Source organism: Allobosea rubneri (assembly GCF_032464875.1).
Classification (GTDB): domain Bacteria; phylum Pseudomonadota; class Alphaproteobacteria; order Rhizobiales; family Beijerinckiaceae; genus Allobosea; species Allobosea rubneri.
In genome coordinates this window covers 18,864-38,858 of record NZ_JAWDID010000024.1, presented here as the reverse complement: position 1 = coordinate 38,858, position 19,995 = coordinate 18,864, and the positions used below count along the sequence as shown (strand labels likewise).

At 66.5% G+C, this 19,995-nt stretch carries 15 protein-coding genes and 1 tRNA gene; 12 read left to right on the top strand and 4 right to left on the bottom strand.

The features are described 5' to 3' along the window. Window positions 1-150: 150 nt before the first annotated feature. Complete coding sequence (locus RKE40_RS16285; RefSeq protein WP_316019276.1) at window positions 151-1,602, top strand: protoglobin domain-containing protein; 1,452 nt, start codon at window positions 151-153, stop codon at window positions 1,600-1,602. Window positions 1,603-1,639: 37 nt separating this feature from the next. Continuing rightward, window positions 1,640-3,334, top strand: a complete 1,695-nt coding sequence (locus RKE40_RS16280) for a methyl-accepting chemotaxis protein (RefSeq protein ID WP_316019275.1) — start codon at window positions 1,640-1,642, stop codon at window positions 3,332-3,334. Window positions 3,335-3,391: 57 nt separating this feature from the next. Here the strand turns inward: RKE40_RS16280 and RKE40_RS16275 are convergent, their stop codons facing one another. Beyond that, window positions 3,392-4,405: an ornithine cyclodeaminase gene (locus RKE40_RS16275; RefSeq protein ID WP_316019274.1), complete on the bottom strand. Its 1,014-nt coding sequence runs from the start codon at window positions 4,403-4,405 to the stop codon at window positions 3,392-3,394. A 130-nt stretch (window positions 4,406-4,535) separates the two neighbouring features. Between RKE40_RS16275 and RKE40_RS16270 the strand changes: the two genes are divergently transcribed. Next, entirely contained in the window at window positions 4,536-4,961 is a 426-nt protein-coding gene (locus RKE40_RS16270) for an Lrp/AsnC family transcriptional regulator (RefSeq protein ID WP_316019273.1), read from the top strand. Between the two features lie 112 nt (window positions 4,962-5,073). Here RKE40_RS16270 and RKE40_RS16265 read toward each other — a convergent pair. The 3 genes from RKE40_RS16265 to RKE40_RS16255 form a co-directional block, all read right to left on the bottom strand. Further along, window positions 5,074-5,148 (bottom strand) — tRNA-Glu (locus tag RKE40_RS16265). Between the two features lie 98 nt (window positions 5,149-5,246). Then, window positions 5,247-7,049, bottom strand: coding sequence for a single-stranded-DNA-specific exonuclease RecJ (gene recJ / locus RKE40_RS16260; RefSeq protein ID WP_316019272.1), 1,803 nt, complete (start codon window positions 7,047-7,049; stop codon window positions 5,247-5,249). 58 nt (window positions 7,050-7,107) lie between these two features. Then, the gene (locus tag RKE40_RS16255) at window positions 7,108-8,547 is read right to left on the bottom strand and encodes a DHA2 family efflux MFS transporter permease subunit (protein ID WP_316019271.1); all 1,440 of its coding nucleotides are present in this window, start codon (window positions 8,545-8,547) and stop codon (window positions 7,108-7,110) included. Window positions 8,548-8,840: 293 nt separating this feature from the next. On the opposite strand from RKE40_RS16255, the gene RKE40_RS16250 reads away from it, so the two are divergent. The 9 genes from RKE40_RS16250 to hspQ all read left to right on the top strand — a co-directional run bounded on the left by RKE40_RS16250 (window position 8,841) and on the right by hspQ (window position 19,905). Then, window positions 8,841-9,179 (top strand): hypothetical protein, encoded by a 339-nt coding sequence (locus tag RKE40_RS16250; protein ID WP_316019270.1) that lies wholly within the window; start codon window positions 8,841-8,843, stop codon window positions 9,177-9,179. 163 nt (window positions 9,180-9,342) lie between these two features. After that, a complete protein-coding gene (gene guaB / locus RKE40_RS16245) occupies window positions 9,343-10,836 on the top strand; it encodes an IMP dehydrogenase (RefSeq protein WP_316019269.1) in 1,494 nt (497 codons plus the stop codon). Window positions 10,837-10,882: 46 nt separating this feature from the next. Continuing rightward, window positions 10,883-11,293, top strand: a complete 411-nt coding sequence (locus tag RKE40_RS16240; RefSeq protein ID WP_316019268.1) for an MAPEG family protein — start codon at window positions 10,883-10,885, stop codon at window positions 11,291-11,293. A gap of 216 nt (window positions 11,294-11,509) precedes the next feature. Then, window positions 11,510-12,772, top strand: a complete 1,263-nt coding sequence (locus RKE40_RS16235; protein ID WP_316019267.1) for an efflux RND transporter periplasmic adaptor subunit — start codon at window positions 11,510-11,512, stop codon at window positions 12,770-12,772. Further along, the gene (locus tag RKE40_RS16230) at window positions 12,772-15,912 is read left to right on the top strand and encodes an efflux RND transporter permease subunit (protein ID WP_316019266.1); all 3,141 of its coding nucleotides are present in this window, start codon (window positions 12,772-12,774) and stop codon (window positions 15,910-15,912) included. The genes RKE40_RS16235 and RKE40_RS16230 overlap by 1 nt, the downstream gene beginning before the upstream one ends. Window positions 15,913-16,064: 152 nt before the next feature. Continuing rightward, window positions 16,065-16,982, top strand: a complete 918-nt coding sequence (locus tag RKE40_RS16225) for a DUF2865 domain-containing protein (RefSeq protein WP_316019265.1) — start codon at window positions 16,065-16,067, stop codon at window positions 16,980-16,982. Window positions 16,983-17,294: 312 nt separating this feature from the next. Then, window positions 17,295-18,233 (top strand): DUF2865 domain-containing protein, encoded by a 939-nt coding sequence (locus tag RKE40_RS16220; RefSeq protein ID WP_316019264.1) that lies wholly within the window; start codon window positions 17,295-17,297, stop codon window positions 18,231-18,233. A gap of 171 nt (window positions 18,234-18,404) precedes the next feature. Continuing rightward, on the top strand, window positions 18,405-19,454 hold the full coding sequence (locus RKE40_RS16215; protein ID WP_316019263.1) for an HpcH/HpaI aldolase/citrate lyase family protein: 1,050 nt from the start codon (window positions 18,405-18,407) through the stop codon (window positions 19,452-19,454). A 121-nt stretch (window positions 19,455-19,575) separates the two neighbouring features. Continuing rightward, entirely contained in the window at window positions 19,576-19,905 is a 330-nt protein-coding gene (gene hspQ / locus RKE40_RS16210; protein WP_066469120.1) for a heat shock protein HspQ, read from the top strand. Window positions 19,906-19,995: the final 90 nt, after the last annotated feature.

The following is a 19,995-nucleotide window of genomic DNA, read 5'->3' as shown; positions in this document are numbered from 1 at the left end:
ATTCCCCCGGGCGTTGCGCTGGGCCATGGCGGACAATCTTCTGTTAACCTTGCGTAACGTACGCTACGGTACTCAATAAGAACGGAATCGTTCATATCCTCTCGGCCCCCCGTTCCGCGAGGCGATCACGGCGCAGGGAGCTGTTATTCCATGAGTCTGCCTGGACCTGAAAGGGTGACGGATGCGCTCGCCGAAGGCTCGGAACGCGCCAGTTCGTCCCTGATTGGTCGCCCACTCTCCGGCAACGGTCCGGGCCATGCGCCGTGCTGCGACGACATCTCGGAAAGGCTCCGTTTCGCCGGGATCGATGACGAGGCCCGCGCCCTGCTCCGCGAGATCCGTCCGATCGTGGCTGTCGAGCTCCCGGGCGTGCTCGATGTGTTCTACCGTCACATCCGACATTTTCCCGATGTGTCCCGGCTTTTCCCGAGCGAGACCGTGCTTGCACGAGCTCGCCAGATGCAGATCGCGCATTGGGACCTGATCACGGAGGCGGCGTACGACAGCCAGTACGCCAACTCGGTCAGGCGTATCGGCGAGGTGCATTGCCGGTTGGGGCTGGAGCCGCGCTGGTACATCGGCGGCTACAATTTCATCCTGGCGCGATTGATCGCCCGCATCGGGCGGCCAAAGGCGGCATGGCGCCTCGGCAGGGAGCACCGGATGCAGCGCGCGGCGATCGCGCTCAACCGCGCCGCCCTGCTCGACATGGATCTGGCGATCGGCGTCTATCTCGAAGCGGAGCGCCGCAAGCGGCAGGAAACGCTGGAAGGACTGGCCGGCAATTTCGAGCAGGTGGTCGCCACCGTCGTCCGTTCCGTCACTGCTGCAGCGAACGATCTCCAGGCTTCGGCGGGACAACTCGCAGTGTCATCGAGCGAGACCTTGCAGCAGGCCGATGCCGCCTCGGAATCATCGCTCGAGGCGACGACGAACATCGAAGCGGTGGCTGGCGCGACCGACGCCCTGGCGCTCTCCCTCAGCGAAGTCGGTCGGCAGATCGCGGCCTCCGGCCTGGTTTCCACACGCGCGGTAACCGAAGCCCAGCAAATCAGCGGCCAGGTCGGCGAACTGACCGGCTCCGTCGACCGGATCGACGGGATCGTCGACGTGATCCGGGAGATCGCCGGCAAAACCCGGCTGCTGGCGATGAACGCCAGCATCGAAGCGGCACGCGCAGGCGAGACCGGCCGTGGTTTCTCGGTCGTCGCCGCGGAGGTGAAGCTGCTGGCCACCCAGACGGCTCATGCGACCTCCGAGATCGACGCCCAGATCGGAACCATCCGCGACTTTACCCAGTACGTTGCGGCCGCGGTCGGCACGATCAGGCGAACCATCGACGAAATGAACGGGATCGGAGCCGACATCGCACGCGCCATCGCGGATCAGGAACAGGCGACCCAGCAAACCGCCGGCAATCTGCAGCAGGCCTGGCAAAGTTCGGCCGAGGTCGCGAACAGCATCGTCAGCGTGACAAGACGTGCCTCGGAGTCGAGCGCAGCATCCTCGCATGCCTTGTCGGCCACGACCGACCTCGCACGGCAGGCCGGAAGCCTGATGTCCGAAGCGGAGATCTTCCTGTCGACGGTGAGAGCCGCCTGACCGAGCGCCCGCGCAGAACTCATCGCAACGAACGAACTTGCCTGGCCTGCCCTCGATCCAAGCCGTCAACTCATTCAATCGGGATAGTCATATGTCGTCGTCGAGCGCCCTATCCGAACGCCTTCAGTTCATGAAGCTGGACAAATCCGCTCTGGAGAGCATCCAGAGCGTAAAGCCGATCGTGATGGATGCGCTGCCGCAAGCGCTCGATGACTTCTACGACCAGGTTCGCGCGTTTCCCGAGACGCGGGCGTTCTTTTCGGGAGAGCCCCAGATCTCTGGCGCCAAGAGCAAGCAGATCGCCCATTGGGATATGATCTCGGGAGGGCGCTTCGACGAGGATTATGTCCGGGCGGTTTCGATCGTTGGCCAGGTCCACGCCCGGATCGGCCTCGCACCGCGATGGTACATCGGCGGCTATGGCCTCGTTCTCGAAGCCCTGATCGGCAAGATCATCGCGGCACGCTGGCCCCAGGCCGGCGAGGAAGAGGCGGCAACAGGCGTTTTCGGCAAGGCGTTCCGGGCTCGCCAGAACAAAAGCGACAGCGCGGTGAGTGCCGGATCGGTGAGCGCGGAAGTGAGCGCTGTCGCCAAGGCGACGCTGCTCGACATGGACTTTGCGATTTCGGTCTACCTGGAGGCGGCAGAGGCCGCTCGCCTCAGGAGCGAGCGGGAGGTGCTGGAGAAAGAGCGCGCAGCAGTCGTCAGCTCCGTGGGACAAGCCATGGCGGCCATGGCCCGTGGCGACCTCACCTATCGCATGCCCGATGACCTGCCAGCCGAGTACGGCCAGCTCCGCGACGATTTCAACGCTGCGGTCGCCACGATGCAAGACACGATGCGGACCGTCCTGTCGACGACGCGGGAAATTCGCTCGAGCGTCGGCGAGGTTTCGCAGGCCTCGCAGAATCTGGCTCAGCGCGCCGAGGAACAGGCCGCTTCACTGGAAGAGAGCGCCGCGACGACCGAGGAGCTGGCGGCTTCGGTCAAGAGCAACGCGCAATCCTCGCGTCATGCCGAGCAGGCCGCCCGGGAGGCGATGCTGGTCGCCGAAGAAGGCGGCGCGATCGTCCGGCAGGCGGTCGAAGCGATGACGGGGATCGACGAGGCATCGAAGAAGATCGCGGAGATCACCTCCCTGATCGACGGCATCGCCTTCCAGACCAATCTGCTGGCGCTCAATGCCGCCGTGGAAGCCGCCCGGGCCGGCGATGCCGGTCGCGGCTTCGCGGTGGTAGCCTCGGAGGTCCGAACCCTCGCCCAGCGCTCCGGCGAAGCCTCCAAGGGCATCAATGCGCTGATCAGCGCTTCCAACACCGAAGTCGCGCGCGGCGTCACCCTGGTGCGCTCGGCGGGCTCGGTGCTGGAGCGGATCGTCGCCGCATCCCAGCAGGTCGCGTCGGCGGTCTCGGGAATCTCCTCCGGTTCGTCGGAACAGGCGAACGGGATCGACGAGATGAGCCAGACGCTCGCCATGATGGATGCCTCGACGCAGCAGAACGCCGCTCTCGCCGAGGAAAGCGCTGCGTCCGCGGCCGCGTTGTCGAGCCAGGTTCAGAGGCTGGACGGGCTGATCGCCGCCTTCAAGGTCGACGGCTCCCCGACGCAGGACGCGCGGTCGGTCGCGCACTCCGCCACCAGCGAGCCTGACCGGCTGAGGCGACTTGCTCTGGAGGCGCTTACCGAAAACGCTGCTGGTCCGCGCGCATTCGCCGGCAAGGGAGCAGCGTGAAGCACGCCCGCCTTGCCCATTCGCAAGCCGTGCGAGCTTCCCGCCGGGACCGGGCCTTCAGGCGGCGAGCAGGCCGAACAGGTTGCGCGGATCCTCGGGCTCGGTCAGCAGGTCGATCTCGTCGTAATAGTCGGTGCCCTCGATCAGGTCGTCGAGATAGCGCAGCGCCGAGAAATCCTCGGTGGCGAAGCCGACGGAATCGAAGACCGTGATCTGGTCGCGGGCGCGGCGCCCTTCCGCCTCACCGGTGATCACGCGCCAGAGCTCGGTCACCGGGAAGTCGGGCGGCATCTGCTGAATCTCGCCCTCGATCCTGGTCTGCTCCGGCAGCTCGACGAAGACATCGGCGCGAAGCAGGATCTCGCGCTGCAATTCGGTCTTGCCCGGGCAGTCGCCGCCGACCGCATTGATGTGCACCCCGGCGCCGACCATGTTGTCGGAGAGGATCGTAGCCTTGAGCTTGTCGGCGGTGACGGTGGTGATGATGTCGGCGCCGAGCACCGCCTCCTGGGCGCTCGCCGCCACCTCGATCTCGAAGCCCCGGCCAGCGAGATTGGCGAGGAATTTCTCGGTCGCGCTCGAATCAATGTCGAAGACGCGCAGGCGCCTGATCCCGTTCAGCGCCTTGAAGGCGAGCGCTTGGAACTCTGACTGCGAGCCGAGCCCGATGATCGCCATCACCTCGGCATCCTTGCGCGCAAGATAGCGAGCGGCGACGGCCGAAGTCGCCGCGGTGCGCAGCGCGGTGGTGATCGTCATCTCGGAAAGCAGGCGGGGATAGCCGGTGTCTACATCCGCCAGCACCCCGAAGGCGGTCACCGTCTGCAGACCGGCACGCGTGTTCTTCGGGTGGCCATTAACGTATTTGAAGCCGTAGAGCGCGCCATCGCTGGTCGGCATCAGCTCGATCACGCCGTCGCGGGAATGGCTGGCGACGCGCGGCGTCTTCTCGAACTCGGCCCAGCGTCGGAAATCCTCTTCGATGTAGCCCGCGAGCCCGGTCAGATAGGCCTCGACCCCGACGGCCCTGACCAGCCGGACCATGTTGTCGACGCCCACATACCGCATCATCGCGCGCCCTCCTCCGCTGTCTCGTTCTCTCCTCATTCTACGACAAGGCAATTTGCACTAAGAACTGCGAACAAGTTCATCCAGGGGCAGAAATTAGAGCAATCTGCCAATCAGAATTGAGCGTTTTGTCATGCATGTCTTCGACGATCTCGATCATCGCTTGATCTCCGCCCTGCGCGAGGACGGCCGCGCGCCGATCTCGAAGCTCGCGACGATTCTCGGCATCTCGCGGGCAACCGTGCAGAGCCGGCTCGACAGGCTGATCGAATCCGGGGCCGTGCTCGGCTTCACCGTCCGCTTCCGCCAGGACACCGACGACAAGGCGATCCGGGCGATCATGATGATCGAGGTCACCGGCCGCTCGACGACCGCGGTGATCCGCCAATTGCGCGGCCTGCCGGAACTCCATTCCCTGCACACCACCAATGGCGGCTGGGACCTCGTCGCCGAGGTCCGTGCCGACAGCCTGAGCGATTTCGACCGCGTGCTGCGCGAAGTCCGCACCATCGACGGCGTCCTCAACAGCGAAACCAGCATCCTGCTGAGCTCGGTCTGAGCGCGCTCGCACGGGCGCTCGACGGAAGAGGCGCCGCTGCGGAAATGCACGGCACAGCCAAGCCGGTTGATGGGCGCGTAGAACTGGATGGATCAGCGAGATGCCACAGCAGTGGCGCGACCTACGGGAGTCGAACCCGTCTCCCCAGCGTGAAAGGCTGGTGTCCTAACCGATAGACGAAGGTCGCGAGCTTCTGCCGCGAGGCGGCGTTGCTGCGAAGCGGGGCGAGCTATAGTCACCCTGCCGCGGTTGGGCAAGCCCGGTTTTCGGATTTCTGTCGACCGTTCACAGCGGCTTCGCCAGATCGAGCACGCGCAGCTCCGCCTTCTCCGAGCCGCCCCAGCGATTCAGGGTCAGCGTCGCGGCGAGATGGACCTGCTCGCCGCGCGCCGCCAGCAGCGCTTGGCCGAGCGGCTCCTGCGCCGCCCTGAAAGCGACACCGCCAATGCTGGCGCCGTCCCCGGCGCGCAACCTGACCCGCAGATGCCCGCCGCTGCCGATCTCGACGACATCGGCCAGCCGATGCGCCGGCAGCACGAAGACCGGCTCCGGGCAGCCCGAGCCGAACGGGCCGGCGCGGTCGATCTCGGCGAGCAGCCGCGGATTGGCCCCGCCCGCGCTGATCGCGGCATCGACCAGCAGCGCCTCGGCCTCGCGCGAGGCCGCGACATTGGCCGCGAGCTCTGCGCTCATGAAGGCAATGAAGGGCGCCTCCTGCCCCGGCGCCAGCGTGATTCCCGCCGCCATGGCATGGCCGCCGCCCTTAATCGCGAGCCCGGCCTCGACGGCGCGGCGCACGGCGGCGCCAAGGTCGACGCCGGGAACGGAACGGCCGGAGCCGGTCGCGCCGCCATCGGGATGACGCGCCAGGGCGAAGGCCGGCCGGCGAAAGCGTTCCTTCAGCCGGGCGGCGATGAGCCCGACCACGCCCGGATGCCAATCGGCGGAGCCGACCAACAGGACCGGATGCTCGGCCGCGTCACCGAGACGGTGCTCGACCTCGGCCACCGCCTCCTCGACGGCGGCGCGCTCGATCTCCTGGCGCTCCTGGTTCAGCCGGTTGAGCTCGGCGGCGATGCTGCGTGACTCGACCTCGTCATCGGTCATCAGCAGGCGGGCGCCGAGGCCGGCATCGCCGATTCGCCCGCCGGCATTGATCCGCGGGCCGAGCAGGAAACCGAGATGCCAGGGCTGGGCCGGGCCATCGAGCCCGGCGGCATCGAGCAGCGCCGCGAGACCGGGCCGCTGGCGCAGCCTGAGAATCGCGATGCCCTGGCGGACGAAGGCGCGGTTGAGGCCGATCAGCGGCACGACGTCGGCGACGGTCGCGAGCCCGACAAGATCGAGCATCGCCAGCAGATCGGGCTCCCCGCCCCTACTCGCCCAATGCCCGCGCCGGCGCAGCTCGCGCGCGGTGGCGACCAGCGTCAGGAAGACGACGCCGGCGGCACAGAGATGGCCGAGGCCGGAGAGATCATCCTGCCGGTTAGGATTGACGATGGCGGCCGCCGCCGGCAGCTGTTCCGGCGCCTGGTGATGGTCGAGCACGACAACGTCGAGCCCGAGCCTGACGGCCTCGCGAAGCGGCTCGTGGCTGGTTGTGCCGCAATCGACGGTGGCGAGGAGCGTCGCGCCCTCCCCGGCCAGCATGGCGATCGCCTCGCTGTTGGGACCGTAGCCTTCGATCAGCCGGTCGGGAATATGTACGCGCGGGCGGGCGCCGGCCTGCTTGAGGAAGATCGCGAGCAGGGCCGCCGAGCAGGCGCCGTCGACATCGTAGTCACCGAAGATCGCGACCTTCTCGCCGCGTGTCGCCGCCTCAGCCAGACGCTGGGCGGCAGCCGCCATGTCGAGGAGCACGGAAGGATCGGGCAGCAGGTCCCGCAGCTTCGGTTCGAGATAGCTCAGGGCCTCGCTGGCGGCGACGCCGCGCCCAGCAAGGATGCGCGCCACCGCATCGGGGACGCCTTCGACCTGCGCCAGGGCCTCGGCCCGGGCCAGCCCCGCAATGTCGAGCCGGTCGCGCCAAGGGCGCCCGAGCGCCGAACGTTCGACGCCGAGAAAGGCGCGCTGGGAAACGGAATTCATCTGCCACCGGTCGCCCGGCGGGGCGCGTTCGTCAACCGCTCGGGGGGCATGCCGGCCATCATTCGAGCGGCTTCTGGTCCTCGATCGCCTGTGCCGTCGCCTTGCGGGCGCTGATCGGCGCGTGGCCGGAGACCTCGGCGCCGGCATCGGGCTTCAGGCGCACCATCCACAGCGCCGACGAGGCCGCGATCAGGCCGACAAGCGCGAAGGCCGGCCAGAAATCGGCCGCGCCGAGCGCCACACCGCCATTGAAAGCGTTCGCCGTCTCCAGCGCGAAGGCGCCGATGGTGACGCCGAGGCTCAGCGACAATTGCTGCGCAACGCTCGACAGGCTGGTGGCGCTCGACATGTCGCGGTTCGAGACGTCGGCATAGCTCAACGCGTTGATTCCGGTGAACTGCAGAGAGCGGAAGCAGCCGCCGATCAGCAGAACCGAGAGCATCAGCCAATGCGGCGTCGACGGCGTGAACAGGCCGGAGGCGGCGAGGAAGGCGGCGCCGACCAGGGCGTTGAAGGTCAGCACGCGGCGGAAGCCGAAACGCTGCAGGATCGTCTTCGCCAGGGTCTTCATGATCAGCGCGCCGGCAGCCGAGGCGAAGGTGATCAGCCCCGATTGCAGCGCATTGAGCCCGAAGCCGAGCTGCAGCATCAGCGGCAGCAGGAAGGGGATCGCGCCGATGCCGATGCGGAAGATCGAACCGCCGATGACGCCGATATTGTAGGTCGGGATCCGCAGCAGGGTGAGATTCAGCACCGGATGAGGGATGCGCCGGGCGTGGAACCAGTAGGCCACCAATGCCAGCACGCCGAATGCGACGCAGGCATAAGACACGCTCTCCGGCACGAGATGGCGCCCGCCGGTCACCAGGCCGAGCATCAGGGAAGCGAAGCCGGTCGAGGACAGCAGGAAGCCCTTGATGTCGAGCGGTGCCACGTCCTCCTCGCGGATATCCTCGAAGAACTTCGTCGCCAGCACGATCCCGAGCAGGCCGATCGGCAGGTTGATGAAGAAGATCCAGCGCCAGTCGAAATAGGTGGTGATGAAGCCGCCCAGCACCGGGCCGACCACGGGTCCGACCAGCGCCGGCACGGTGAGATAGGCGAGCGCGCTGACCAGCTGCGATTTCTCGACGCTGCGCAGGATGACGAGGCGGCCGACCGGCACCATCATCGCGCCGCCCATGCCCTGCACGAAGCGGGCGCCGACGAAGGCGCCGAGCGAATTCGAAAGCGCGCAGAGTACCGAGCCGAGCATGAACACGCCCAGTGCCGTGCGGAAGATCGTACGGGCTCCGAACCGGTCGGCCATCCAGCCCGAGATCGGGATGAAGACGGCGAGGCTGACCAGATAGGAGGTCACCGCCAGCTTCAGCGCGATCGGGTCCTCACCGAGCGATTGCGCGATGACCGGCAGCGAGGTGGCGATCACCGTCGAGTCGGTGTTCTCCATGAACAACGCACAGGCGACGATCAGGGGCAGGAGCTTGGCGCGCTGCAAGGGCGGACTTTCTGGCGGGCTGCGCGTCAGCCTTAATCCGCGTTCCGCCTGCTGACGAGAGTACAGGGGCACGAATCGCTGGCTTGCGCGAGTTGCGCCTGCTGCATGACGAATCAATCCACCTCCCTCACGGCGACTGCGAGGCAGGCGCAAGCCTTGGCACGGATACGTGATGGCAAATTGGCCATGCGTTCGACGCGGATCAAAGACGAAAGAGCGTGCCTATGTGAGGTCTGGGGCGAAGATCTTCACATTCGAGATCGGAAGGGCCGGCGCGCCGGCGAAGGTGTCCCATGTCTACTCAAGAACAGAATTCTCTCCGCATGGTGCCGGTTGGAGCGCCTGTCCGCGCGGCCACCTTCGCGCTCCTCGCCGGCTTCGCCTTCCTCGGCCTCGGCTCCACGGCGGCGACCGCCCAGTCGAACAGCTGGGAACGCGGCTGTGCCGAGCGCATGGTCTCGCCGGGCTCCGGCGATGCGCTGCGCGTCTACAATTGCGCCCGCCAGAAGGAATGCCAGGCGATGGCCAATGCCAAGGGCGCGATGATGATGGAACTCGGCTGCTTCTTCGTCAGCCCCTCGGCTGCCGCGGCAGCGCAGGCAGGACGTTCGCGCCCGGGCCAGCAGCAATAGCCGACTTGTGGCTGGGCGTGCTTCACGGTGCGCCCGACACAACTTTCCACCGTGGCCCCCTAGCGGCCTCGTCGCCCGCATGATAACGGGCCTCGTCAACTCGGCCATGGGCGCCCTGCCCGGCCACGAACTAGCGCCGGCCCGGCCGGCCCCGGAGTTGACGATGGCAACGATCACCGACGGCCTTATCCGCGACGGCCTGACCTTCGACGATGTCCTGCTCGAGCCGGGCCCTTCGGAAGTCATGCCGGCCGATGTCGACGTCTCGACCAAGCTGACCAAGACGATCTCGCTCAACCTGCCGATCATCGCCTCCGCCATGGACACGGTGACCGAGGCCGGGATGGCGATCGCCATGGCGCAGGCCGGCGGCCTTGGCGTGGTGCACCGCAATCTCGAGGCCGATCAGCAGGCTGCGCAGGTCAAGCTGGTGAAGAAGTTCGAGTCGGGCATGATCGCCAACCCGATCACGATCTTCCCGGACGAGACGCTGGGCGATGCCCTCGCGATCATGAAGCACAACTCGATCTCGGGTATCCCGGTGGTCGAGCGTGGGCCGCAAGGCCATAAGGGCCGCCTCGTCGGCATCCTCACCAATCGCGACGTCCGCTTCGCCGCCAATCCAGAACAGCCCGTCTCCGAGCTGATGACCAAGGACCGGTTGATCACGGTGCGCGAGGGGGTCGGCCAGGACGAGGCCCGCCGGCTGCTCCATCAGTTCCGGATCGAGAAGCTGCTTGTCGTCGACGACCATTTCCGCTGCATCGGCCTGATCACCGTCAAGGACATGGAGAAGCAGGTCGCGCATCCGAATTCGGCAAAGGATGCGCATGGCCGCCTGCTGGTCGCCGCGGCGACAACGACCGGCGATCTCGGCTTCGAGCGCTCGGAGATGCTGATCGACGCCGGCGTCGACATCATCGTCGTCGACACCGCCCATGGGCATTCGGCCAAGGTGCTGGAAGCCGTGACGCGGGTGAAGAAGCTCTCCAACGCCGTCCAGATCATCGCCGGCAACGTCGCGACCGCCGGCGGCGCCCAGGCCCTGATCGATGCCGGCGCGGATGCGATCAAGGTCGGCATCGGCCCGGGCTCGATCTGCACGACCCGCATCGTCGCCGGCGTCGGCGTGCCGCAGCTCACCGCGATCATGGATGCAGCCTCGGCCGCCCAGAAGGCCGGCATCCCGGTAATCGCCGATGGCGGCATCAAGTATTCGGGCGATCTCGCCAAGGCGCTCGCCGCCGGCGCCGCCTGCGCCATGGTCGGCTCGCTGCTCGCCGGCACAGACGAGACGCCGGGCGAGACCTTCCTCTACCAGGGCCGCTCCTACAAATCCTATCGCGGCATGGGCTCGGTCGGCGCGATGGCGCGCGGCTCGGCCGATCGCTATTTCCAGCAGGACATCAAGGACTCGCTGAAGCTCGTTCCGGAGGGAATCGAGGGCCAGGTCGCCTATAAGGGCCCGGTCTCGAACGTGCTGCACCAGCTCGCCGGCGGCCTGCGGGCGGCGATGGGCTATGTCGGCGGGCGCAACCTCGAAGACTACCGCGCCAAGGCCCGCTTCATCCGCATCACCAGCGCGGGCCTGCGCGAGAGCCATGTCCACGACGTGACCATCGTGCGCGAGAGCCCGAATTATCCGACCCGCTCGTGAGAAACCTGCTTTGATGCACAACTGCAGGTCCTTCACGAGGTAGGCCATGACGCTCAAGCTGATCTATCCGGCGCTCGCCCAGGTCTTCTGGACCTTCGTCGTGCTGGTGATCGTGTTCCTGCGTCGCAAGAAGGCTTTCGACAATCGCGAGGTCGGGATGGCGGATGTCGCCGTCTCGACCGAGCGCTATCCGGAACCGGCCCGGCTCGCCGCCGCGAATTTCAGCAACCAGTTCGAGACGCCGGTGCTGTTCTTCGCGCTGGTGCTGATCGCGATCCATGTCGGCGCCACCGGCTATGTCATGGCGGCCCTGGCCTGGGCCTTCGTGGCGACCCGCATCGTGCATACGCTGATCCACACCGGCAGCAACGATCTGCGCCAGCGCGCCCTCGTCTACGCAGTCGGCGTCGCCTGCCTGTTCTTGATGTGGATAGGAATCGTCATCGCGATACTGTGATCGGGCGCGCTTCGCGCCTGCTGGCGCTGAAAGCGAATGCCGGTGAAAGGTATTCGCCGGCCGCGTCACATTGCCGCTACATGCCGCAACAATGCGTGATGCCGGCTTGCGCCGGCAAACCACCCTCTGCATGCTCGATTTCGGCGGCGGCGATGGTTGGAGGGGCGGCGGTTCCGTAAGGTTCGGCCGGGCCGCCCGCATGGCGCAAGGCTTTTCATGGCAAGGCTGAGTTTCGGGCGTCTAGCTCTGTTTTCGGCTGCGGGCATCCTCGCAGTCGGCGCCGCACTCCATTACACTGGCCGGCCGATCCCCTGGCCGCTCGATCAGGTACCCTTCGGCAAGTTGGTCCCGACACAGGCAAAGCCGCCCGCACCGGTCGCCGCGACACCAGGCGGGCGCGGCGGTGCCGGCAACCGCCCGCCTGTCACGGTCGTAACCGCCAAGGCAGAGCGCCGGGCGATGCCGGTCCGCCTCGATGCGATCGGCACCGTCCAGGCGATCTCGTCGGTCAATGTCCGCTCGCGCGTCGACACGCAGATCACCGAAGTCGCTTTCAAGGACGGCGGCTACGTCAAGAAGGGAGATGTGCTCTTCCGGCTCGATTCACGCCTGGCCGAGGCGCTGATCAAGCAATCCGAGGCCAGCGTCGCGAAGGACCGCGCCTCGCTCGCCTCGGCCGAGACGGATCTCAGGCGCGCCGAGGAACTGGCGAAGCGCGATTTCGCTACAGACCAGCGCCTCGATACGGCGCGCACCCAGGTCGCGACCCTGAAAGCTGCCATTCGCGGGGGCGAGGCGGCCGTCGAGGCGCTCAAGGTCCAGCTCAGCTACTACACGATCCTCGCGCCGGTTTCCGGCCGCATCGGCGTGGCCGGGCTGAAGGAAGGAAACATCGCCAAGACCGGCGACAATTCGACCGTGCTGGTGACGATCAACCAGACCGACCCGATCTATGTCGCCTTCGCCGTCGCTCAGCGTCATCTCCCCGACATCCGCGCCGCGATGGCAGCCGGGACTGCCGTCGTGCAGGCGACGCAGCAAGGCGGGGCGAAGAGCGCCGAGGGCACGATCGCGGTCGTCGACAACCTGGTCGACGCCACGACCGGCACCATCCAGATCCGCGCGTCCTTCGAGAATGCCGACGAGACGCTCTGGCCCGGCGCGCTGTGCCAGGTCCGCGTCACGCTGCGCGTCGATCCGGAGGCTGTCACAGTGCCGCGCGAGGCGATCCAGACCGGTCAGAACGGCTCATTCGTCTTCATCGTCGAGGACGGGCTGGCGCGGGCCCGCACGGTCGTCGTCGACCGCACGGTCGATGACCGCGTGGTGATCGCTTCCGGCCTCAGCGGCGGCGAGACGGTGGTGGTCGACGGCCAGCTCCTGCTGACGGAGGGGGCGCGGACCATCGAGCGCAACCGCGATCGCGGCGGCCAGAGTCCGCCGCCGAACCAGACCTCGCAGCGAGGGAGCGCCGGCTGATGAACCTGCCCGAGCTCTGCATCCGCCGCCCGGTCATGACCACGCTGGTGATGGCGACGTTCCTGATCTTCGGGCTGTTCGCCTTCAAGCAGCTGCCGGTCGCGGCCCTGCCCCCCGTCGATTTCCCGACGATCAACGTCAGCGCCCGTCTGCCCGGCGCCAGCCCGGAGACGATGGCCTCCTCGATCGCCGCGCCGCTGGAGCGCGAGTTCGCCTCGATCTCGGGCATCACCTCGATGTCCTCGGTCTCGCAGCTCGGCTCGACCTCGATCACCCTGCAATTCGACCTCAACCGCAACATCGACGGCGCCGCGCTCGACGTGCAGGCGGCGCTCAGCGCCACGACGCGGCGCCTGCCGCCCGAGCTTCCTGCCCCGCCGAGCTTCAGGAAGGTCAACCCGGCCGACCAGCCGGTGTTGTTCATGGTGCTGACATCGGCGACCAAGCCGCTCTACGAGGTACATGAGTTCGGCGAGAACGTGCTGCAGCAGCAGATCGCGCAATTGCCGGGCGTCGCCCAGGTCAACATCTTCGGCGCGCAGAAATACGCGGTGCGCATCCTGGTCAATCCGGATGCCGTCTCGGCGCGCGGGCTCTCGCTCGCCGATGTCCGAAACGCCGTCTCGGCCGCCAACTCGAACTCCCCGGTCGGCACGCTGAACGGCATCAACCAGCGCCTGACGCTCGGCGCGACCGGCCAGCTCGAGCGCGCGGCCGAATACGGCAACCTGATCATCTCGCAGAAGAACGGCATTCCGATCCGGCTCAGCGACGTCGCCCAGACCTTCGACTCCGTCGAGAACAACCAGACCGCGAGCTGGTACAATGGCGAGCGCTCGATCATCCTCGCCGTCTACCGCCAGTCCGACGCCAACACCGTCGAGGTCGTCGACAGCATCAAGGACCGGCTCGCCGCCTACCGCGCCCAGCTGCCCGCGGCGATGAATCTGGCGGTACTGAACGACCGCTCGATCCCGATCCGCGAAGCGGTCGAGGATGTCGAGGTCTCGCTGATGATCGCCATCGTGCTGGTGATCATGGTGATCTTCCTGTTCCTGAAGAACCTGACCGCCACCTTGATCCCGACGCTCGCCTTGCCGATCTCGCTGATCGGCACCTTCGCGATCATGTATGCGCTCGGCTATTCGCTCGACAACATCTCGCTGCTCGCGCTGACGCTCGCCGTCGGCTTCGTCGTCGACGACGCCATCGTCATGCTGGAGAACATCATCCGGCATATCGAGATGGGCAAGAAGCCGTTCCAGGCAGCGCTCGACGGCTCGCGCGAGATCGGCTTCACCATCCTCTCGATCACCATCTCGCTGGTCGCTGTCTTCATCCCGGTCTTCTTCATGGGCGGGGTGGTCGGCAAGGTCTTCGCCGAATTCGCCGGCACGATCGCCGCAGCGATCATCGTCTCCGGCTTCGTCTCGCTGACCCTGACCCCGATGCTCTGCGCCCGCTTCCTCAAGGCACATGACCATCACAAGAAACCGAGCCTGCTCGACCGGACCTTCGAGGCCGGTTTCCAGGGCATGCTCGGCGCCTATCGCTGGTCGCTGGACCATGTGCTGAGGGCGCGATTCCTGATGCTGCTGTTCACGCTCGGAACCGTCTACGTCTCGGTCCAGCTCTATATCGACATCCCGAAGGGCTTCTTCCCGCTGGAGGATACCGGCCTGCTGCGCGGCGCGACCGAAGGTCCGCCCGACACGTCCTTCGAGGCGATGGCGGAGCGCCAGACCCGCGTCGCCGAGATCGTCCGGGCCGATCCGGCGGTCGACTACCTGACCTCGAACATCGGTGGCTTCAACGCCACCAATAACGGCTTCATGTTCATCGCGTTGAAGCCCAAATCCGAACGGGACAAGGCCGATGTGGTGATCGCCCGGCTGCGCCGGGCCACCTCGGAAGTGCCGGGCATGACGGCTGTGTTCCAGCAGGTCCAGAACATCAATCTCAACGCCGGCCGCTCCTCGCGCGCCCAGTATCTCTATTCGCTGCAGGGTCCGGATCTCGCGGCGCTGTTCAACTACGCGCCGCTGATGCAGCAGCGGCTCGCCCAGATTCCCCAACTGCGCGACGCCAACATCGATCTTCAGCTACGCAATCCGCAGCTCTCGATCGATATCGACCGCGAACGCGCCGCCAGCCTCGGCATCTCAAGCGACCAGATCCGCCAGGCGCTGGGCAACGCCTTCGGCTCACGCCAGATCGCCACGATCTTCACGCCCGCCACCGATTACCAGGTGATCATGGAGGCGAACCGCGCCTATCAGCAGGACCCGGGCGTGCTGTCGCGGCTGCTGCTCAAGGCCGCCAACGGCCAGAATGTCCCGCTCGAGACGGTGGCCACGATCAAGCCGAGCGTCGGCCCGCTCGCGGTCAACCGCATCTCGCAGCAGCCTGCGGTGACGATCTCGTTCAACACCGCGCCCGGCGTTTCACTTGGCGACGCCGTCAACGCGATCCGCGCGGCCGAGCGCGACGTGAACCTTCCAGCCTCGATCGTCACCAGCTTCGCCGGCTCGGCCCAGCTCTTCCAGGATGCGCTGAAGGGCCAGGGACTGCTGATCTTCGCGGCGATCCTGGTGATCTACATCATCCTCGGCATCCTTTATGAGAGCTTCATCCACCCGATCACCATCCTGTCCGGCCTGCCGTCGGCCGGTCTCGGCGCTCTGCTCGCGCTGCAGTACTTCCATATGGATCTGTCGGTCATCGCGATCATCGGCATCCTGATGCTGGTCGGCATCGTCAAGAAGAACGCGATCATGATGGTCGACTTCGCGATCGAGCGCCGCCGCCACGGCGACGATGCCCTCTCCGCCATCCGCGAGGCCGCGCTCGTCCGCTTCCGTCCGATCATGATGACGAGCTTTGCCGCGATCTTCGGCGTATTGCCGATCGCGCTCGGCGCCGGTGCCGGCGCCGAACTGCGCCAGCCGCTCGGCATCGCCGTGGTCGGCGGCCTCCTGGTCTCGCAGTTGCTGACGCTCTACATCACGCCGGTGATCTATTTCTATCTCGACAAGGTCGACAGCTGGCTCTCCGGTCGCGGCCGCGGCGAGCCGGCGGAAGTGCCTGGCGCGGCCGTGCCTGTCGCCGTCCCGCAGGCGCTGCATCGCGCCGAGAGCTGATCGCGATCCGTTAAGTATCCCCGGCTCTTGCGGGCAGATCGTTCAAATTTGCGAGGTTTTTTTCGAGCGTTCTGAACAGCCTTCTACGTATCGCTTTCCCCGAGACGAGCTTGGTGGGGGAGCGCAGCAACATGTCAGGCGTTCGGGCAGGAATGGCAGAGCGGCCGCGCCGCATCCGCCCGCTCGGCCGCCTTGCTGCCGCTCTTTGCGCCGGCGCCGTGCTCGCAGCGTCCTCGCTTGTGCTCGCCGAGGACGATGCCGGCATCCGTGCCTTCCATCGTGACGAGGCCACCAGATGGGCTGGCCGCCCGACGGCGGGTCTTGCCTACGCTCCGGCACCCGTCCGGTTCGCCCGCCCGGCTCTCGCGACGCGAGCCGATATTCGTCTCGGCCAGCCGGTCCGTCCGAGGATGCGGCTGGCTACGCTTCGCAATCAGGAGAGCATTGCCTGGACCGGCGGAGCGGGACGCACCATCTGCGTGCGGCTTTGCGACGGCTTCCATGCTCCGCTCGGCCATGCCCGCTCACGAGCGGATTTCAGCGCGCAGGAGGCCCTGTGCGAGGCGCAGAACCCCGGCGTTCCCGCCAGGCTGTTCCGGCTGTCGGCGGGCGCCACGTCGGTCGACCGCGCCGTCGCCGGCGACGGTACGAGCTACACCGCGCTGCCGAACGCCTACGCCTATGAGAAGAAGGCCGATCCGCTCTGCCGGCCGGCCATTGTCACCGCTGGCGAACGGCGCGTCTCCCTGATGCGCGACATCACCTTGCGTCCCGGCGATTCCATCGTCCTCGACGGCAAGGTCGAAACCTTCACGGGCTCCTCGGCCTTCCCTTACGAAGCCGGCGATTTCGCTGACTTCCGCCGGGCCGGCAAGCTAGGCCTTGCGACACGGCGGATGATCGACGAGACCGTGGGCATCACTCTGGCCGAGACGCGCCAGAAGCTCCTGCGCCAGAGCCTGCAGGTGCGCGAGGAGCCGCGCGAACTCGCCGAGATCGCCGAGCTTCGCGGCACGCTCGATGCCGACACCGTCGTCGCAGCGCCATTGCGCGAGACGATTCTGCGCTGAGCCGCAAGCAAGCCAGCCAACGAGACCTGCCGCAGCGCGACGTTAAGCATCGCGCCCATTTGCCGTTGCGGCGGCCGGCAATTGAATATTAACAAAAAGTAAATTATGGCTCGTTTGCGGCGGACAGCTGAACCAGCGAGCGATGGAGTGATCGCGGTGTTTCGTGTCCGTAATATCGAATCGATTGCTTCCAAGGCGGCACCTGCCGCTATTTCCGTTTCAGATTCCGCTTCTCTGCGACGCCGCGGGCGCAAACCCTTGCGTCTGGCAGCGATGGCGGGGCTTGGTTTGGCGCTTGGCGCGAGCGGCGCAGTGCTCACGGTCTCCCTCGTCCAGGCCGAGGACGATGCCGGCATCCGCGCCTTCCATCGGCAGGAGGCCGCCGCCCGCCAGGCGCAACGCGAAGCGGCTCCGCGCGCGGTCTATGCTTCCGCGAGGGCCTATGCCCCCGAGCGCAATCTCTGGACCATGCCCCTCTGGCAGGCCCGCCCCGACGGCGTGATCCGGCACCCGCCGATCGTGCTGAATCCGTTCAAGCGGCGCGAAGCCGCGCCCAAGCGCGTCGCCAAGCGACAGCCGGCGATCCGCTACGACACCGTCTCGGGCGCCGCCGATGTAACGCGCACCATCTGCGTGCGCATGTGCGACGGCTTCCATGCGCCGATCGGCCATCTCAGGAACCAGAGCGACCTGAAGGCCCATGAAGCCATTTGCCAGGCCAGCAATCCCGGCATCCCGGTCAAGGTCTTCAAGGTCGCTGCGGGCGCCACGACGATCGACGCCGCCGTCTCGGCGGACGGCAAGACGTATGGCGCGCTGCCGGTCGCCTATGGCTACGAGCAATCTTCGGATCCCGCCTGCCGTCCGGCCATCGCCAAGCCCGGCGAGCATCGCATTTCCGTGCTGCGTGACATCACCTTGCGGCCGGGCGACAGCGTCGTCCTCGACGGGCGGGTGCGCACCTTCGCCGGCTCGACCAAATGGCCCTATACCGCCTCGGATTTTCGGGATTTCCGGGACTCGGCCGATCTGAACGCGAGCCAGCGGCGCGAGATCGATGCCAGGGTCGGCATCTCGCACCGGGAGGCCCAGATGCGCAGCTTCGAGCGCAAGCTGCGGGTGCGCGAGGCCAGCCTGCACGACCCCGATTTCGCCAGCGATGCGCTCAATCTGCGCGGCGGGATCGAGCCACGCGACAGCATCGGCACGCCGGCGCGCATCGTGCTCGAAAATCCCTTCAGCCGGAACTGAGATCGCCTGGAACGGCGGCAGGCGCCGCGACGCCCGCAATCGGAATGTTTTCCTGATGTTCGACTGCGGCATATTTTCCTAGGAAAACACCCCTCCTTCTTGCATCCAAAGGCGAGTGGACGCCGGCGCCGCTCTCGGCCACATTCGCTGCACCGCAGCATGGAGCCGAGCATGACTACGAAGACGCCGCGCCAGTTCTTCCGTCCTCTGGCGATCGGCGCGCCGGAGCCCTATCGCGAATTGCCGCTGCGGCTGGAGCGGATGATCCATTTCGTCCCGCCCCATCTGGAGAAGGTTCGGGCCAAGGTCCCCGAGTTAGCCGGCCAAGTCGACATCGTGCTCGGCAATCTTGAGGACGCGATTCCGGTCGAGGCCAAGCAGGCCGCTCGCGACGGCTTCATTGAACTGGCCAAGGCCACCGATTTCGGCGCGACCGGACTGTGGACGCGGGTCAATGCGCTGAACTCGCCCTGGTTTCTGGACGACATTGCCGCGATCATGGGCGAGATCGGCGGCAAGCTCGATGTCGTCATGGTGCCGAAGGTCGAGGGTCCCTGGGACATCCATTATGTCGACCAGTTGCTGGCGCAGCACGAGGCGCGGCACGCTCTGCCCAAGCCGGTGCTGATCCACGCCATTCTGGAGACGGCCGAGGGCGTCAAGAATGTCGACGCGATCGCCACCGCCTCCCCCCGCATGCACGGCATGAGTCTCGGCCCGGCGGACCTTGCCGCCTCGCGCGCGATGAAGACGACACGGGTCGGCGGCGGCCACCCCGAATACAAGGTCATCGCCGACCTCACGGCCGATGGCGCTCCCCGCGCCGTTGCCCAGCAGGACCTCTGGCACTACACGCTGGCGAAGATGGTTGATGCCTGCGCCTCGGCAGGGCTGAAGCCGTTCTATGGCCCGTTCGGCGATTTTTCGGACGGAGCCGCCTGCGAGGCGCAGTTCCGCAACGCCTTCCTGCTCGGTTGCGCCGGCGCCTGGACGCTGCACCCCTCGCAGATCGAGATCGCCAAGCGCGTCTTCAGCCCGGACCCGGACGAGGTCACCTTCGCCAGGCGAATCCTGGAGGCGATGCCGGACGGCTCCGGCGCGATGATGATCGACGGCAAGATGCAGGACGACGCGACCTGGAAGCAGGCCAAGGTGATTGTCGACCTGGCGAAGCAGGTTTCCGGCCGCGATCCGGCCCTGGCGGCGCGCTACGGCTTCTGACGCGAAGTCGTGACCGCCGCGGAGATTGACCTATTGCCGGCGCAATCCTAGGTCAGGCCTTGGATGGCGACGCATGTTGGCAGGGTAACCGCCTGCCAAGTCAGAAACAGATCGAAGGAACATGGAAGCAAGAACCGCGAAATTCCGCATCGGGCAGGTGGTACGCCATCGCGTCTACCCGTTCCGCGGCGTGATCTTCGATGTCGATCCGGTCTTTTCCAATTCCGAGGAATGGTGGCTCGCGATCCCCGAACATCTGCGCCCGTCCAAGGATCAGCCCTTCTATCATCTGTTCGCCGAGAACGAGGAGACTGAATACGTCGCCTATGTCTCGGAGCAGAATCTGGTCAGTGACGAGACCGGTCAGCCGATCCGCCACCCGCAGGCGCGCGAGTTCTTCCGGCGCGACCGCAAGGGACGTTACCGGCTCGACAAGGTCGAGCTGAACTAGGAGCAGGCTAGAAGGACGCCCCGAAAAGCGGAGGCCGATTTTCGGGCGAAGCCGGCCTCCGATCGAAACCTCATCCTGGAAAAGCAGCAG

What these genes read in the sequence shown, in the direction of transcription:
- RKE40_RS16285 (WP_316019276.1), top strand. Translation starts at nt 151, where the DNA reads ATGAGTCTGCCTGGACCTGAAAGGGTGACGGATGCGCTCGCCGAAGGC.
- RKE40_RS16275 (WP_316019274.1), bottom strand. Translation starts at nt 4,405, where the DNA reads ATGATGCGGTATGTGGGCGTCGACAACATGGTCCGGCTGGTCAGGGCC.
- RKE40_RS16270 (WP_316019273.1), top strand. Translation starts at nt 4,536, where the DNA reads ATGCATGTCTTCGACGATCTCGATCATCGCTTGATCTCCGCCCTGCGC.
- recJ (WP_316019272.1), bottom strand. Translation starts at nt 7,049, where the DNA reads ATGAATTCCGTTTCCCAGCGCGCCTTTCTCGGCGTCGAACGTTCGGCG.
- RKE40_RS16250 (WP_316019270.1), top strand. Translation starts at nt 8,841, where the DNA reads ATGTCTACTCAAGAACAGAATTCTCTCCGCATGGTGCCGGTTGGAGCG.
- guaB (WP_316019269.1), top strand. Translation starts at nt 9,343, where the DNA reads ATGGCAACGATCACCGACGGCCTTATCCGCGACGGCCTGACCTTCGAC.
- RKE40_RS16240 (WP_316019268.1), top strand. Translation starts at nt 10,883, where the DNA reads ATGACGCTCAAGCTGATCTATCCGGCGCTCGCCCAGGTCTTCTGGACC.
- RKE40_RS16235 (WP_316019267.1), top strand. Translation starts at nt 11,510, where the DNA reads ATGGCAAGGCTGAGTTTCGGGCGTCTAGCTCTGTTTTCGGCTGCGGGC.
- RKE40_RS16230 (WP_316019266.1), top strand. Translation starts at nt 12,772, where the DNA reads ATGAACCTGCCCGAGCTCTGCATCCGCCGCCCGGTCATGACCACGCTG.
- RKE40_RS16225 (WP_316019265.1), top strand. Translation starts at nt 16,065, where the DNA reads ATGGCAGAGCGGCCGCGCCGCATCCGCCCGCTCGGCCGCCTTGCTGCC.
- RKE40_RS16215 (WP_316019263.1), top strand. Translation starts at nt 18,405, where the DNA reads ATGACTACGAAGACGCCGCGCCAGTTCTTCCGTCCTCTGGCGATCGGC.
- hspQ (WP_066469120.1), top strand. Translation starts at nt 19,576, where the DNA reads ATGGAAGCAAGAACCGCGAAATTCCGCATCGGGCAGGTGGTACGCCAT.